15 protein-coding genes are annotated in these 15,593 nt (G+C 68.6%); 11 read left to right on the top strand and 4 right to left on the bottom strand.

Going from position 1 to position 15,593, the window contains the following annotated elements:
* Positions 1-82: 82 nt before the first annotated feature.
* Together SSPS47_RS05630 and SSPS47_RS05625 are read left to right on the top strand one after the other, a co-directional pair.
* A complete protein-coding gene (locus tag SSPS47_RS05630; RefSeq protein ID WP_164249191.1) occupies positions 83-787 on the top strand; it encodes an HAD family phosphatase in 705 nt (234 codons plus the stop codon).
* Between the two features lie 465 nt (positions 788-1,252).
* Positions 1,253-2,857: an ABC transporter substrate-binding protein gene (locus tag SSPS47_RS05625; protein ID WP_164249190.1), complete on the top strand. Its 1,605-nt coding sequence runs from the start codon at positions 1,253-1,255 to the stop codon at positions 2,855-2,857.
* 93 nt (positions 2,858-2,950) lie between these two features.
* Here the strand turns inward: SSPS47_RS05625 and SSPS47_RS05620 are convergent, their stop codons facing one another.
* On the bottom strand, positions 2,951-3,622 hold the full coding sequence (locus SSPS47_RS05620; protein WP_023542799.1) for a response regulator transcription factor: 672 nt from the start codon (positions 3,620-3,622) through the stop codon (positions 2,951-2,953).
* An 82-nt stretch (positions 3,623-3,704) separates the two neighbouring features.
* Positions 3,705-4,535: a PD-(D/E)XK nuclease family protein gene (locus SSPS47_RS05615; protein WP_239065221.1), complete on the bottom strand. Its 831-nt coding sequence runs from the start codon at positions 4,533-4,535 to the stop codon at positions 3,705-3,707.
* Between the two features lie 163 nt (positions 4,536-4,698).
* Here SSPS47_RS05615 and SSPS47_RS05610 point away from each other — a divergent pair, with 163 nt between their 5' ends.
* The 3 genes from SSPS47_RS05610 to SSPS47_RS05600 all read left to right on the top strand — a co-directional run bounded on the left by SSPS47_RS05610 (position 4,699) and on the right by SSPS47_RS05600 (position 7,696).
* Positions 4,699-5,946 carry a site-2 protease family protein gene (locus tag SSPS47_RS05610; RefSeq protein ID WP_147877483.1) on the top strand — a complete coding sequence of 416 codons (1,248 nt, stop codon included), beginning with the start codon at positions 4,699-4,701 and terminating at the stop codon, positions 5,944-5,946.
* Positions 5,947-5,999: 53 nt separating this feature from the next.
* Complete coding sequence (locus SSPS47_RS05605) at positions 6,000-6,902, top strand: tRNA (adenine-N1)-methyltransferase (RefSeq protein ID WP_147877371.1); 903 nt, start codon at positions 6,000-6,002, stop codon at positions 6,900-6,902.
* 206 nt (positions 6,903-7,108) lie between these two features.
* A complete protein-coding gene (locus SSPS47_RS05600; protein WP_147877370.1) occupies positions 7,109-7,696 on the top strand; it encodes a hypothetical protein in 588 nt (195 codons plus the stop codon).
* A 58-nt stretch (positions 7,697-7,754) separates the two neighbouring features.
* Here the strand turns inward: SSPS47_RS05600 and SSPS47_RS05595 are convergent, their stop codons facing one another.
* A complete protein-coding gene (locus SSPS47_RS05595) occupies positions 7,755-8,075 on the bottom strand; it encodes a ferredoxin (RefSeq protein WP_164249186.1) in 321 nt (106 codons plus the stop codon).
* Positions 8,076-8,328: 253 nt separating this feature from the next.
* Here SSPS47_RS05595 and arc point away from each other — a divergent pair, with 253 nt between their 5' ends.
* The 6 genes from arc to prcA all read left to right on the top strand — a co-directional run bounded on the left by arc (position 8,329) and on the right by prcA (position 14,425).
* Positions 8,329-10,095 carry a proteasome ATPase gene (gene arc, locus SSPS47_RS05585; RefSeq protein WP_147877369.1) on the top strand — a complete coding sequence of 589 codons (1,767 nt, stop codon included), beginning with the start codon at positions 8,329-8,331 and terminating at the stop codon, positions 10,093-10,095.
* Positions 10,096-10,331: 236 nt separating this feature from the next.
* Positions 10,332-11,843: a depupylase/deamidase Dop gene (gene dop, locus SSPS47_RS05580; RefSeq protein ID WP_164249184.1), complete on the top strand. Its 1,512-nt coding sequence runs from the start codon at positions 10,332-10,334 to the stop codon at positions 11,841-11,843.
* Positions 11,844-11,977: 134 nt separating this feature from the next.
* Positions 11,978-12,196: a ubiquitin-like protein Pup gene (locus tag SSPS47_RS05575; RefSeq protein ID WP_078078162.1), complete on the top strand. Its 219-nt coding sequence runs from the start codon at positions 11,978-11,980 to the stop codon at positions 12,194-12,196.
* Between the two features lie 3 nt (positions 12,197-12,199).
* Positions 12,200-12,805, top strand: a complete 606-nt coding sequence (locus tag SSPS47_RS05570) for an endonuclease VII domain-containing protein (protein WP_164249182.1) — start codon at positions 12,200-12,202, stop codon at positions 12,803-12,805.
* The gene (prcB, locus tag SSPS47_RS05565) at positions 12,757-13,602 is read left to right on the top strand and encodes a proteasome subunit beta (protein WP_164249180.1); all 846 of its coding nucleotides are present in this window, start codon (positions 12,757-12,759) and stop codon (positions 13,600-13,602) included. Before SSPS47_RS05570 ends, prcB begins: the two co-directional genes overlap by 49 nt.
* Before the next feature lie 52 nt (positions 13,603-13,654).
* Complete coding sequence (prcA, locus tag SSPS47_RS05560; protein ID WP_164249178.1) at positions 13,655-14,425, top strand: proteasome subunit alpha; 771 nt, start codon at positions 13,655-13,657, stop codon at positions 14,423-14,425.
* Positions 14,426-14,497: 72 nt separating this feature from the next.
* Here prcA and SSPS47_RS05555 read toward each other — a convergent pair whose 3' ends face one another.
* On the bottom strand, positions 14,498-15,553 hold the full coding sequence (locus SSPS47_RS05555) for a LacI family DNA-binding transcriptional regulator (protein WP_164249176.1): 1,056 nt from the start codon (positions 15,551-15,553) through the stop codon (positions 14,498-14,500).
* Positions 15,554-15,593: the final 40 nt, after the last annotated feature.

Raw genomic sequence — 15,593 nt, 5'->3', positions numbered from 1 at the left:
GCGCAGGCCGGTCGCCGGCCCTGACGGAAACCCCGTCGGGAAAGGCGACCGGCCTTCTCGTCCCTCTCGGAGGTGTGCCCGGATGACCAGTACGGTTCCCGCGTCCTTGACTCGTACGGCCGAAGGATCGGCGCTCCAGGCCGTTCTCCTCGACATGGACGGCACCCTGGTCGACACGGAGGGCTTCTGGTGGGACACGGAGGTCGCGGTCTTCAAGGACCTCGGACACCCCCTGGACGACGCGTGGCGCGACATCGTCGTCGGCGGGCCGATGACCAGGAGCGCCGGCTACCTCATCGAGGCGACCGGCGCCGACATCACCCTCGCCGAGCTGACCGTACTGCTCAACGACCGCTTCGAGGAGCGCATCGGCTTCGACGTGCCGCTGATGCCCGGAGCCGCCAGGCTCCTCGCCGAGCTGGCCGAGCACGGCGTGCCCACGGCCCTGGTCTCCGCCTCGCACCGGCGCATCATCGACCGGGTGCTCGACTCCGTGGGACGCCACCACTTCAGCCTCACCGTGGCCGGTGACGAGGTGCTGAACACCAAGCCGCACCCGGACCCGTACCTGCTCGCCGCGCGCGGTCTGAACGCCGCCCCCGGCAGATGCGCCGTCATCGAGGACACCGCGACGGGTGTGGCGTCGGCCGAGGCCGCGGGCTGCCGGGTGGTGGCCGTGCCCTCCGTCGCACCCATCGCCGCCGCCGACGGACGGGTCGTCGTGAGCTCTCTCGAAGAGGTCGATCTGCTATTTCTGCGCGGCCTGATTACGCACGAGCGCGGATAGTCGCACAGAGCGTGCCCCCTGAAATTATCGAAAAGCCGGGGGATTGGGGGTACGCCTTTGTGGCGGTCACCTGGTGATCATCGCGAACGTGATCACGGTGGAGCGGCCGGAAATGCGGGTGACCTTTGTCACTCAGTGTGCCGTCGCCGAGGGTGATCATGCCCGTTCAGCGGCCCCGTCCTGCCCGTTCGCCGCGCCGATCCGGGCATCCATATGCCCTGTTTTATGGCCTGATGCGTGAATCATTCTCAAGCGCCGATACCGCTTCGTGGCATTTGCTGATCGCTTTGCGATTACGCCCGAACTGGGCCCGGTTCATAACATCCGCACCCGCCGACTAATCTCGTCGCGAGAACTTCGCCACACATTCACCGGCTCAACGGTGTGTTCCGACGGTCAATCACGTCGCGAAATTCTCAACCACCGTTGTATCGCAGGGTGTTCGGATGAGGGAGTACGTCCAGGATGAAGCGCAAGAGACTCGTGCTGCCGGTCGTGGCAGGACTGCTCGCCCCGGTGCTCGCCGCCTGCGGCGGCACGGACGGCGGGTCCGGCAGCGGTGACGCCATCGTCGTGGGCACCACGGACCAGTTCACCGCCACCAAGGAGTCCCCGGCGCCCTTCGACCCGGCGTTCGCCTACGACACCGGCTCCTGGAACGTCCTGCGCCAGTCCCTCCAGACCCTGATGCACATACCCCGCGGCGGCGGCGCCCCCGTCCCCGAGGCCGCGTCCCACTGCCGCTTCTCGGACAACCAGAACGAGAGCTACCGCTGCGAACTGCGCGAAGGGCTCAAGTTCTCCGGCGGAGCCGAGATCACCTCACAGGACGTGAAGTTCTCCATCGACCGCGTCATCGACATCAACTCCGAGGCCGGCGCGGTGGGCCTGCTCAAGAACATCGACACGATCGAGACGCCCAGCGCCTCCGAGGTCATCTTCCACCTCAAGACCCCCGACGCCACGTTCCCGTACAAGCTCTCCACGCCCGTCGCGGGCATCGTCGACCCCGCCGCGTACGACGGCAGGAAGCTCCGCGACGGCTTCGACGTGACCGGCTCCGGCCCGTACAACTTCAAGGCCGAGACGGAGGGCGACCGGATCGTCAAGGCGGTCTTCACCAGGAACTCCTCCTACAAGGGCGACCTGAAGCTCCGCAACGACAAGGTCGAGCTGCGCTCGTACCCCGACGCGGCGGCCATGGGCAAGGCCCTCGACTCCGGCGAGATCGACGTGATGGCCCGCACCATGTCGCCCGACCAGATCGAGGACATGACCACCAAGCCCACGGACGAGGTCGAGCTCACCGAGATGCCCGGTCTGGAGATCCGCTACCTCGCCTTCGACACCGACGAGCCCGTGGTGAAGGACAAGGCCGTCCGACAGGCCGTCGCCTCCCTCGTCGACCGCGGCCAGATCGCCTCCGAGGTGTACGGCTCCACGGCCGAGCCCCTCTACTCGCTCATCCCGTCGACCATCACCGCGCACACCAACTCGTTCTTCAACAAGTACGGCGAGCCCGACCGGGCCGAGGCCGAGCGGCTCCTCGACGAGGCCGGTGTCGAGACACCCGTGAAGTTCACCCTGAACTACACCACCGACCACTACGGCGAAGCCACGGCCAAGGAGTTCGAGACGCTCCAGGAGCAGCTCAACTCGAGCGGCCTCTTCGACGTCGACACCAAGGGCACCGAGTGGTCCAAGTTCCGGCCCGCCCAGACGCGCGGTGACTACACCGTCTACGGCATGGGCTGGTTCCCCGACTTCCCCGACCCGGACAACTACATCGCGCCGTTCCTCGACGAGGACAACTTCCTCAACGCGCCGTACTCGAACAAGAAGGTCAGCGGCCAGCTGATCCCCCAGTCGCGCAGCGAGGCCGAGCGCAGCGCCGCCGCCAAGAGCTTCGCGCAGATACAGGACATCGTCGCCGAGGACGTACCGGTACTCCCGCTCTGGCAGGGCAAGCAGTACGTGGCCGCCGACGACGACATCTCCGGTGTGGAGTGGGCGCTCAACCCCTCGGGCGAACTCCTGCTCTGGGAGCTCGGCACCGGCAGCGCGGTCTGACCGGCGCCACCGTCCGACCGGTGGAGCGACAGAGGTCCCCGGCATCGCACCGATGCCGGGGACCTCTCCCGTGTTCGCCGAAAACGCCGCCCGTCACTGGGCGCCGGGGCGCACCAGACCGCTCTCGTACGCGTACACCGCCGCCTGCACACGGTCGCGCAGGCTCAGCTTCGTCAGCACATGACCCACATGCGTCTTGACCGTGGTCTCGCTGACGAACAGATCCGCGGCGATCTCCGCGTTGGACAGCCCCCGAGCCACCAGCTTCAGCACCTCGACCTCGCGCTCGGTCAGCGTGTGCAGGGTGTCCGGCACCTGCTCGTCACCGGACGGCAGATGGTCCGCGTACTTGTCGAGCAGCCTGCGCGTGATGCTCGGCGCCAGCATCGCCTCACCGGCGGCCACCACCCGGATCGCCTGCACCAGCTCGTTCGCGGGCGCGTCCTTCAGCAGGAAGCCGCTGGCCCCCGCGCGCAACGCCTCCACCACGTACTCGTCGAGATCGAACGTGGTCAGCACCAGCACCTTCGCCGGACCGTCCTTGCCGGGGCCCGTGATCTGCCGGGTCGCCTCCACACCGTCCATCCGCGGCATACGGATGTCCATCAGCACCACATCGGGCTGCAGCGCCCGCACCTGGTCGATGGCCTGAAGGCCGTCCCCGGCCTCCCCGACGACCGCGATGTCCTGCTCGGCCTCCAGAATCATCCGGAAGCCGGTGCGCAGCAGTGGCTGGTCATCGACCAGTAGGACGCGGATCGCCACGGGATCTCCTTCGGTAGACCGATCCCGGTCCATTCTGCCCTGAGCGCCCGCCCGCGAGAGCGGCGGGCACACGCCGCCCCCGCTACACCCCGTGCGCCGGCTCGGCGGAGACGGCCGGCTCCACCGCGGGAAGCGGCTCCGCGTCCTGCGGCGGCGGCACCGTCAGCGGATACACCGGGGGAGTCCCGCCGAACTCAGGACACACCGCCCGGTGATCGCACCAGCCGCACAGCTTCGTCGGCCGGGGCCGCCAGTCACCCGTCTCCGTCGCCTGCCTGATCGCGTCCCACAGCGCCAGCAGCTTGCGCTCGATACGCTCCAGATCCGCCTCCACCGGGTCGTACGTCAGCACGTCACCGCTGCCCAGATAGACCAGCTGGAGCCGGCGCGGCACCACCCGCTTCCACCGCCAGATCACCAGCGCGTAGAACTTCATCTGGAACAGCGCGCCCTCCGCGTACTCCGGACGCGGCGCCTTGCCCGTCTTGTAGTCCACGATCCGCACCTCGCCCGACGGCGCCACGTCGACCCGGTCGATCACCCCGCGCAGCCGCAGACCCGACTCCAGCTCCGTCTCCACGAACAGCTCACGCTCGGCCGGCTCCAGCCGCGTCGGATCCTCCAGCGAGAACCAGCGCTCGACCAGCCCCTCGGCCTCCGCCAGCCAGCGCGTCAGCCGCTCGCCACCCTCGTCCCGCTCGAACAGCTCACCCAGCTCCGGCCTCGACTCCAGCAGCCGGTCCCACTGCCCGGGGACCATCGACCTGGCCCGCGGCGCCGTACGCTCGACAGCGGGGTCGTCGAACAGCCTCTCCAGCACCGCGTGCACCAGCGTCCCCCGGGTGGCCGCCTCGCTCGGCTTCTCCGGCAGCTTGTCGATCACCCGGAACCGGTACAGCAGAGGGCACTGCATGAAGTCACTCGCACGCGACGGCGACAGCGACATGGGCTGCTGACTCGTACTCATGACTCAGACCCTACGGCCCGCCACTGACAGCGAGCGGAATACCATCGACGCAAGACCTCGCGCACACGGCATCATCGAGCGAGTGACGGCGCCGCAACGAAGGGACGACGTGAACAAGGACGACGAGAGCGGCGAGAGCAGGAGGCCGCGGTCCGGTCCTGAGGACGCGCCCCCCGGCGGCAAGCGGAAGCGGCCCGAAGACCCCGGAGGCGGGCTCCTGATGGGCCGTCCCTTCGGCGTCCCCGTCTACGTCGCGCCCAGCTGGTTCCTGGTGGCCGCCCTCATCACCTGGGTCTTCGGCGGCCAGCTCGACCGGGTGCTGCCCGAGCTCGGCGGCGTCCGCTACCTCGTCGCGCTCTTCTTCGCCGTCGCCTTCTACGCCTCCGTACTGGTCCACGAGCTGGCCCACACGGTCGTCGCCCTGCACTACGGCCTTCCCGTACGCCGCATCCAGCTCCAGTTCTTCGGCGGCGTCTCCGAGATCGAGAAGGAGTCCGAGACCCCCGGCCGCGAGTTCATGCTCGCCTTCGTCGGCCCCCTGCTCTCCCTCGTCCTCGCCGCCTTCTTCTACCTCACGATGATGGCCGTCGAGCCCGGCACCGTCCCCGGCGTCCTGCTCGCCGGACTGATGATCTCCAACCTCATCGTCGCCGCCTTCAACCTGCTGCCCGGCCTGCCCCTCGACGGCGGCCGGATGCTCCGCGCCGTCGTCTGGAAGATCACCGGCAAACCCATGACCGGCACCGTCGCCGCCGCCTGGGTCGGCAGGGCCCTCGCCGTCGCCGTCCTCATCGGCCTCCCGCTCCTCACCCACACCGGCGCCCTCGGCAACTCCACCAAGGACATCGGCGGCATGGAGACCGTCACCGACGCGCTCCTCGCCGCCATCCTCGCCGCCATCATCTGGACCGGGGCCGGCAACAGCCTGCGCATGGCACGCCTGCGTGAACACCTGCCCGAACTGCGAGCCCGCGCCCTCACCCGGCGCGCCGTCCCCGTCGAATCCGCCACCCCGCTCTCCGAAGCACTGCGCCGCGCCAACGAAGCCGGCGCCCGCGCCCTCGTCGTCGTCGACGGACAGGGCGAACCCACCGCCCTCGTCCGCGAGGCGGCCATCGTCGGAGTCCCGGCCCACCGGCGCCCCTGGGTCGCCGTCAGCGGCCTCGCCCAGGACCTCACCGACGGCATGAAGGTCCCCGCCGAACTCGCCGGAGAAGCGCTCCTCGACCGGCTCCGGGCCAGCCCCGCCACCGAGTACCTCGTGGTCGAGGAGACCGGGGAGATCTACGGAGTCCTCTCCACCGCCGACGTCGAACGCGCCTTCGTCGCCGCCATGGCCAGGCCCGACTCCAAATGAGGCACCCCCAAGCCAGGTGAGGGAGCCTCAAACGGAGCAGGTAGTCTGACCGCATGTCCGAACCGACCGGTGCCGCCCGTCGTCGCGGCCCCTTCAAGGTCGGGGACCAGGTCCAGCTCACCGACCCCAAGGGACGCCACTACACCTTCACGCTCGAAGCCGGGAAGAACTTCCACACCCACAAGGGTTCCTTCCCCCACGACGAGCTGATCGGTGCTCCCGAGGGCAGTGTTGTCCGCACCACGGGAAACGTCGCCTACCTCGCGCTGCGCCCCCTGCTCCCCGACTACGTCCTGTCCATGCCCCGCGGCGCCGCCGTGGTCTACCCCAAGGACGCGGGCCAGATCCTGGCCTTCGCCGACATCTTCCCCGGCGCCCGCATCGTCGAGGCCGGAGTGGGATCGGGCTCGCTCAGCAGCTTCCTGCTGCGCGCCATCGGCGACCAGGGCATGCTGCACTCCTACGAGCGCCGCCAGGACTTCGCCGACATCGCCCGGCAGAACGTGGAACGCTACTTCGGCGGCCCCCACCCCGCCTGGCAGCTCACTGTCGGCGACCTCCAGGACAACCTCTCGGACACCGAGGTCGACCGCGTCATCCTCGACATGCTCGCACCGTGGGAATGTGTCGAGCCCGTCTCGAAGGCGCTCGTACCCGGCGGCATCCTCTGTGCCTACGTCGCCACCACCACCCAGCTCGCCCGCACCGTCGAGACGATCCGCGAACACGGATCGTTCAACGAACCGGCCGCCTGGGAGTCGATGGTCCGCAACTGGCACGTCGAGGGACTCGCCGTACGCCCCGACCACCGCATGATCGGCCACACCGGCTTCCTGATCACCGCCCGCCGCCTCGCCGACGGCGTCGAGCCGCCCCTGCGCCGCCGCCGCCCCTCCAAGGGCGCGTACGGCGAGGACTACGACGGCCCCGGAAGCGGCAGCGGCTCCCGGAGCTGAGCCCGCGTCACCTCCCCGGCCCGCGGGGCCGAGCCGCCCGAAGATCCACAACACGGCAGCGCCGCCGCCGAGTTCACGTCCGCCCGACGCGAACTCGGCGGCGGTTTCTTTACGTTGGCCTTAACTACCCCGCTGTTCCACCGCACTGTGACGTGTGGCACGATTCTGGCCACCCCCACCGGACCTGCCTTCACAGGAGACACCGCGTGCAGATCTCCGACGTCCCGGACCTCGCGCACACCCGCCCGCGGCCCGTGCACTGGCTCGCCACGGCCACCGCGATGGCCGCCGTGATGGCCGGCGCGGGGCTGCTCCAGCCCGACGCCGCCACCGCCAACCAGACAGGCTCCGGAACCACCGCGCAGACCGCCCCGAACGCCGCGCCACTGCCCGCGCCCGACGCCGCCGCCGTCGATTTCCCACTCGAATGCGGTGGCGCGAAAGCACTGGTCACCAAGGAAGCCACCGGGGACCTCGACGGCGACGGGCGTCCCGAAACCGTGGCCGCCGCCCGCTGCGACGCCGGATCCGGCACCCCGCCGAGCGGCGTCTACGTACTCACAGCGACGAAGGACGCGAAGACGCCCCGCGTCGTCGCCACACTCGTCGACCCGGCCGACCGGCAGACCGTCGCCGACCTGGCGATACGCGACGGCCTCGTCCGGGCCCGGCTGCTCGGCTACTCCGGGCCCGACGTACCGGGCTGCTGCCCCGACGAGGAGCAGCGCCTGACCTGGCAGTGGCAGAACGGCGGCTTCGTGCAGAGCGCCCAGAGCGACTCACGGAGCGTCTGACCGGTCACACCGCGTGACCCACCCGCCCCGCCTGCCCCCGCCGGGACCCGGGAGGCGGTCACTCCGCGTCGGGGCCGTACACCTCGACGCTGTCCGAGACGCGCCGTACATGAATGCAGTCGCCCGGGCACTCCTTGGCCGAGTCGACGACATCCTTGAGGATCGGTAGAGGCACCCTCGTGGTGGCACCGGGGGACTGGAGCAACTCGTCGTCGGCGCTCTTCACATAAGCGAGCCCGTCGATGTCCAGCTCGAAGACGTCGGGCGCGTACTGGGCGCAGATCCCGTCGCCGGTGCAGAGGTCCTGGTCGATCCAGACTTCGAGCGGTTCGCCGCTCTCGGTGAGGGTGTCGGTCGGAGCCTGCTGCTGCACGGTCATATCGCCTGCCGTTTCCTGCGTGGGGCGAGGCGACCTCGGGCAAGTCGCGCCAGCCCTGACGGGTGTTGAACACCTCGACGATACAACCGGCCGCTTTCCGATGTTGATCGGTGGGTATCCCCCTGGCGTGAGGGAGAGCGCAAGGGTGAAGATCGGACACACCCCGACAGTCTTTGTGATCTAGGGGTTTTAATCACCACCTACCCAGGTAGGGTCAGGAAGCGTCCAGCTCCCCTTGGAGGAGGTGAGGACCGTGGCAGCCCACGACGACGACATCAACCGCGGCATCCGGCCCGGGCGGGGGTCAGAAGACCCAGCCGGCCAGGTTGCCTATCTCGAGCAGGAAATCGCCGTCCTGCGACGTAAGCTCGCCGACTCTCCGCGTCATACGAGGATTCTCGAAGAGCGGATCGTCGAACTGCAGACGAACCTGGCTGGTGTGTCCGCGCAGAATGAGCGGCTCGCCAATACGCTCCGTGAGGCCCGCGACCAGATCGTGGCCCTCAAGGAGGAGGTCGACCGGCTCGCACAGCCGCCGGCCGGCTTCGGTGTCTTTCTGCATGCGAACGAGGACGGCACGGCCGACATCTTCACCGGGGGCCGCAAGCTCCGGGTGAACGTCAGCCCCGGCGTCGAGCTCGAAGAGCTCCGGCGCGGCCAGGAAGTCATGCTCAACGAGGCCCTCAACGTGGTCGAGGCCATGGAATTCGAGCGGGCCGGGGACATCGTCACCCTCAAGGAGATCCTTGAGGACGGCGAGCGCGCCCTGGTCGTGGGGCACACCGACGAGGAACGGGTGGTGCGGCTCGCGGAGCCGCTGCTGGACATCACCATCCGCGCCGGCGACGCCCTCCTGCTCGAACCGCGCTCCGGCTACGTCTACGAGGTGGTCCCCAAGAGCGAGGTCGAAGAACTCGTCCTCGAAGAGGTACCGGACGTCGACTACGGCAAGATCGGCGGTCTCGGCGGCCAGATCGAGATGATCCGAGACGCCGTCGAGCTTCCGTACCTCTACCCGGACCTCTTCAAGGAGCACGAGCTACGCCCGCCGAAGGGCATCCTGCTCTACGGCCCGCCCGGCTGCGGCAAGACGCTCATCGCCAAGGCCGTGGCCAACTCCCTTGCCAAGAAGGTCGCGGAGGTGAGCGGCCGGCCCGCCGGGAAGAGCTACTTCCTCAACATCAAGGGCCCCGAGCTCCTCAACAAGTACGTGGGCGAGACCGAGCGGCACATCCGCCTGGTCTTCCAGCGCGCCCGTGAGAAGGCCAGCGAGGGCACCCCCGTCATCGTCTTCTTCGACGAGATGGAATCCCTCTTCCGCACCCGTGGTTCCGGTGTCAGCTCGGACGTGGAGAACACCATCGTCCCGCAGCTCCTCGCCGAGATCGACGGTGTGGAGGGCCTGGAGAACGTCATCGTCATCGGCGCCTCCAACCGCGAGGACATGATCGACCCCGCGATCCTGCGGCCCGGCCGTCTCGATGTGAAGATCAAGATCGAGCGTCCGGACGCGGAGGCGGCGAAGGACATCTTCGCGAAGTACCTGCGGTCCTCGCTGCCCCTGCACGAGGACGACCTGTCCGAGCACAAGGGCTCTCCCGAGTCCACGGTGCAGGGCATGATCCAGTCGGTCGTCGAGCGGATGTACACCGAGTCCGAGGAGAACCGCTTCCTCGAGGTCACGTACGCCAACGGCGACAAGGAAGTCCTCTACTTCAAGGACTTCAACTCCGGCGCGATGATCCAGAACATCGTCGACCGGGCCAAGAAGATGGCCATCAAGGACTTCCTCGACGAGAACCAGCGAGGACTCCGGGTCGCCCATCTCCTCCAGGCCTGCGTGGACGAGTTCAAGGAGAACGAGGACCTGCCCAACACCACCAACCCGGACGACTGGGCCCGCATCTCCGGCAAGAAGGGCGAGCGGATCGTCTTCATCCGCACCCTTGTCACCGGAAAACAAGGCGCGGACACCGGGCGCTCCATCGACACGGTGGCGAACACCGGACAGTACCTGTAAGAAAAAGACCGGCTGCGGATGTCCGGACGGGCATCCGCAGCCGGTTGTTTTCCCCATACCTTTCACGACACCAGGGCAATGACGGAAACGATCTCCCCACCAGTGCGAAGCCGTTCTAGGCTCGTCGGTACCGCCACGTCGCGCAGCGCGGGGACGGGCACCGCACACGCACCGGAGAGACAGCGGTACTTGAGCGGCGTTCCCGAACGGGAGCACCGCCGGGCAAGGAGGGCCGCATGACCGTACGGCGAGTAATGGGCATCGAGACGGAGTACGGCATCTCCGTCCCCGGCCAACCGAACGCCAATGCCATGCTCACCTCGTCCCAGATCGTCAACGCCTACGCGGCGGCGATGCACAGGGCGCGCCGCGCCCGCTGGGACTTCGAGGAGGAGAATCCGCTGCGGGACGCACGGGGCTTCGACCTCGCCCGTGAGGCCGCCGAGTCCAGCCAGCTCACCGACGAGGACATCGGGCTGGCCAATGTGATCCTCACCAACGGCGCACGGCTCTACGTCGACCACGCGCACCCGGAGTACAGCTCCCCGGAGATCACCAACCCGCGCGACGCCGTCCTGTGGGACAAGGCCGGCGAACGCATCATGGCCGAGGCCGCCGAGCGGGCGGGACAGCTCCCGGGCGCCCAGCCGATCCTTCTTTACAAGAACAACACCGACAACAAGGGCGCCTCGTACGGCACGCACGAGAACTACCTGATGAAGCGGGAGACCCCGTTCTCGGACATCGTGCGGCACCTGACGCCGTTCTTCGTCTCGCGGCAGGTGGTCACCGGCGCCGGCCGGGTCGGCATCGGCCAGGACGGCCGCGAGCACGGCTTCCAGATCAGCCAGCGAGCGGACTATTTCGAGGTCGAGGTCGGGCTGGAGACGACACTCAAACGGCCCATCATCAACACCAGGGACGAGCCGCACTCGGACGCCGAGAAGTACCGCAGGCTCCATGTGATCATCGGCGACGCGAATCTCTCGGAGATCTCCACCTATCTCAAGCTCGGGACGACGGCCCTGGTCCTGTCCATGATCGAGGACGGGTTCATCAATGTCGACCTGGCCGTGGACCAGCCCGTGCGCACGCTCCACCAGGTCTCGCACGATCCGTCCCTGGCCCGTCTGGTCACTCTCCGCAGCGGGCGCACACTCACCGCTGTACAGCTCCAGATGGAGTACTTCGAACTGGCGCGCAAATATGTCGAGGAGCGGTACGGCGCCGACGCGGACGAGCAGACCAGGGACGTACTGGGCCGCTGGGAGGACACGCTCAACCGCCTGGAGAACGACCCGATGAGTCTGTCGGGCGAGCTGGACTGGGTGACCAAGAAGGAGATCCTGGAGGGCTACCGCCGCCGCGACGCCCTGGAGTGGGACGCGGCGCGGCTCCACCTGGTGGATCTCCAGTACTCGGACGTACGGCCCGAGAAGGGCCTGTACAACCGTCTGGTGGCCCGCGGCAAGATGAGCAGGCTCCTGGACGAACCGGACGTCGAACGGGCCGAGGCGAAGCCTCCTGAGGACACGCGCGCGTACTTCCGTGGCCGCTGTCTGGAGCAGTACGCGGACGACGTGGCCGCGGCCTCCTGGGACTCGGTCATCTTCGACCTGCCGGGCCGGGACTCCCTCCAGCGGGTGCCGACCATGGAACCGCTCCGGGGGACCCGCAACCACGTGAAAGCGCTCCTGGACAGGTGCCGCACGGCCGAGGACCTGGTCCGGGTGCTCTCGGGCGGCTGAAATGGTCCCGGTCCGGGAATCATGACAGTGGCCCCCGGACGTTGTGGGAACTGCGGGGCCGATGTCGGACCCTGCTTGTAGGGTCGGATCTTGAAGGTCACATCGAGCGGGGCGAACCGAGCGGGGTGAGGGTTATGGCGACCAAGGACACCGACGGCGGGCAGCAGAAGGCAACGCGTTCCACCGAGGAGGTCGAGGAGCAGACCGAGGACGCACAGCAGTCCGAGGACCTCAAGGAACGCCAGGAGAAGCTGTCGGACGACGTGGACTCCGTGCTGGACGAGATCGACGACGTGCTCGAGGAAAATGCCGAGGACTTCGTGCGGAGCTTCGTGCAAAAAGGCGGAGAGTGAAGAATGGGCGATCCGCCCGAAGGGAAGCAGTGTGCGGGTTGCCGTCGCATCCTGCAGCCCAACAGCTTCGCGGCGGACAAAAATAGGCGAGATGGCCTCCAAACGCGGTGTCGGCAGTGTGTGGCGGAGTACAGCGCCATGTACTACCGGCGCCGCCGGGAGGCTGAAGGCAAGGTTGTCCGCGAGAAGGTTGACGTGCCTACGGGGCACAAGGTGTGCCGGGTCTGTGGCGAAGTCAAACCACACAGCGAGTGGCACCGGAATTCCAGCGCGTCCGACGGGCTCTCCACATGGTGCAAGTCATGCCGGGCGGTCCAAGGGCGGGCTGGCCACCTGAAGCGGCAGTACGGCATCACCGAAGCCCAGCGCGACGAGATGATCTCGTCGCAGATGGGTATCTGCGCCATCTGTCTCTCCGCGCCCGCCGCGCATGTGGATCACTGCCATGAGACGGGTAGGGTCCGGGGCGTACTGTGCTTCAACTGCAATTCGGCCATTGGCAAGTTGGGGGACAACCCCGACACCCTGCGCCGTGCAACCGCATACCTGGAGGGAAACGCGTGGAAGCCAACACTCGTAGCACCGGGCGTCTACCGGCTGCCTTCCTGACGCCCGGGTCGGCCTCGTTCATGGACTTCCTGTCCGCCCATTCGCCGGAGATCCTGCCGGGCAATCGGGTGCTGCCGCCCGTCCAGGGTGCGATCGAGGCTCCGCACGGGACGACGATCGTCGCCGTGACGTTCGCGGGTGGGGTCATCCTCGCCGGTGACCGCCGGGCCACCATGGGCAACATGATCGCGCAGCGCGACATCGAGAAGGTCTTCCCGGCCGACGAGTACTCGGCCGTGGGCATCGCGGGTACGGCGGGCCTCGCCGTGGAGATGGTCAAGCTCTTCCAGCTGGAGCTGGAGCACTTCGAGAAGGTCGAAGGCGCGCAGCTCTCCTTCGAGGGCAAGGCCAACCGGCTCTCCACGATGATCCGCAGCAATCTCGCGATGGCCATGCAGGGTCTGGCCGTCGTCCCGCTCTTCGCGGGCTGGGACGTCGACCGTGAGAAGGGCCGCATCTTCTCGTACGACGTGACGGGCGGCCGTTCCGAGGAGCACGGGTACGCGTCCACCGGTTCGGGCTCGATTTTCGCGCGTGGTGCGATGAAGAAGCTGTTCCGGGACGATCTGACGGAGGAGCAGGCCATCACCCTCGTCATCCAGGCGCTCTACGACGCGGCCGACGACGACTCGGCCACCGGCGGTCCGGATGTGGCCCGAAAGATCTATCCCATCGTCAACATCATGAGTGGCGAGGGTTTCCGCAGGGTGTCCGACGAGGAGTCCTCGCGGATCGCCCGCTCGATCATCGAGCGCCGGCTGGAGCAGCCCGACGGCCCGCGCGCCGAACTGCTCTGATCCCGGCCTCCGCTGAATAGACATGTCACTGACAGGAAGGGACGGATAGCCGGTGTCGACGCCGTTCTATGTCTCACCCCAGCAGGCCATGGCCGACCGGGCGGAGTACGCCCGCAAGGGCATCGCCCGCGGTCGCAGCCTGGTTGTGCTGCAGTACGCCGACGGCATCGTCTTCGTCGGTGAGAACCCGTCCCGCGCGCTGCACAAGTTCAGCGAGATCTACGACCGGATCGGGTTCGCCGCCGCCGGTAAGTACAACGAGTACGAGAATCTGCGCATCGGCGGTGTGCGCTACGCGGATCTGCGTGGATACACCTACGACCGTGACGATGTGACGGCCCGTGGGCTGGCGAACGTCTACGCGCAGACGCTGGGCACGATCTTCTCCAGTGCGGGCGAGAAGCCGTACGAGGTGGAGCTTGTCGTCGCCGAGGTGGGTCCGACGGCCGACGGTGACCAGATCTACCGGCTGCCGCACGACGGGTCGATCGTGGACGAGCACGGTTCGGTGGCCGTCGGTGGCAATTCGGAGCAGATCAGTACGTTCCTCGACCAGCAGCACCGCGACGGGATGTCGCTGGCGGAGGCGCTGAAGCTGGCTGTCCAGGCTCTCTCGCGGGACACCAACGGGAGCGAGCGGGAGATTCCCGCGGAGCGGCTGGAGGTCGCGGTCCTGGACCGGACCCGGCCGCAGGAGCGCAAGTTCAAGCGTGTCGTGGGCCGTCAGCTCGCCCGCCTCCTGGAGGCGGACGGCGCGGCGTCCACGCCGACGGACGCTCCGTCTGACGAGGAGTCGGAGGAGTCCGGCGACGCCGGGCAGTGAGCGGCGCGGTTCTTCCGGTGCCCCGAACCGCCCGTGCGGTTCGGGGCACCGGTCCGTTCGGGCGGCGCGGTCTCAGACGGGGGGCGGGGGCGCGGTGGAGCCGCGGATCACCAGGGACACGGGCAGGACGGTGTTCTCGGGTTCGCGTCCGTCGAGGATGGCCAGCAGGGCGGACATCCCGTGCTCGCCGACGCGCTCGGCCGGCAGCCGTACGGTGGTCAGTTCCGGCTCCACCGCCGTGGCGAGCGCGAGATCGTCCATGCCGGTGACGGAGACGTCGTCCGGAACCCGCAGGCCGAGCTTCCGCACGGCCTTGACCGCGCCGGCCGCGAGGACGTCGCTGTCGCAGACCAGCGCCGTGGGCCGGGGGCCCGGGCCGCTGAGCGCCCGTGCGGCGGCCTCCCGCGCGGCGTGCACCTCCAGGGGGGAGGGCACGGTGCGTACGACCGCGTCGGGCACGCCCCGTACCGCCTCCGCCAGCGCGTCGGCCCTGACGGTGAACGTCCAGGAGGTGACGGCCGAGGCGAGGTGGGTGATCCGGCGGTGGCCGAGTCCGAGCAGATGGTCCGTCACCTGCCGTGTGGCGTCGGCGATGTCGAGGTTCACATACGCGGCGGCGCCGGATCCGGTGGGGTCGCTGTCGAGCATCACCAGTGGCAGGTCGGTGCCGCGGATGGCGGCGAGCGCGTCGGTCGCGATGGACGACGCGATGACGCCGTCCAGGGCGGCGCGTGCGGAGGCGAAGGGGTCCCTGGCGGGGCCGACGCCCTCGGGTGAGGGGTAGAGGACCACGCCGAAGCTGTGTTCGGCGGCGACCGTGGCGGCGCCGGTGTAGACGCGGGCGAAGAACTCGTGGGTGAGCGCGGGCACCACCAGCAGCGCGGTCCTGGTGCGGCCGAGCCGGAGGTTGCGGGCGGCGAGGTTGGGCCGGTAGCCGAGTTCGCGCGCGGTGTCGCGGACGAGTCCGGCGGTGCGTTCGGAGACCCGGCCGGGCCATTTGTCGCCGAGGACCAGCGAGACGGTGGCCTGCGAGACCCCGGCGGCCCGCGCGACATCCCTGCTGGTCGGTCTCGTGGGATGCGCGGCCGTGCCGGGACCGGGCCGGTCCGTGCCGGGCGGCTCTGCCATGGGCGTCGTCCTCCGTGGTGACTGCCGCGGGCGGGCGCAG

This window comes from Streptomyces sp. S4.7, from assembly GCF_010384365.1.
Classification (GTDB): Bacteria; Actinomycetota; Actinomycetes; order Streptomycetales; family Streptomycetaceae; genus Streptomyces.
Note: the sequence above shows the minus strand (reverse complement) of the source record. Positions and strands in the feature narration are given on the sequence as shown.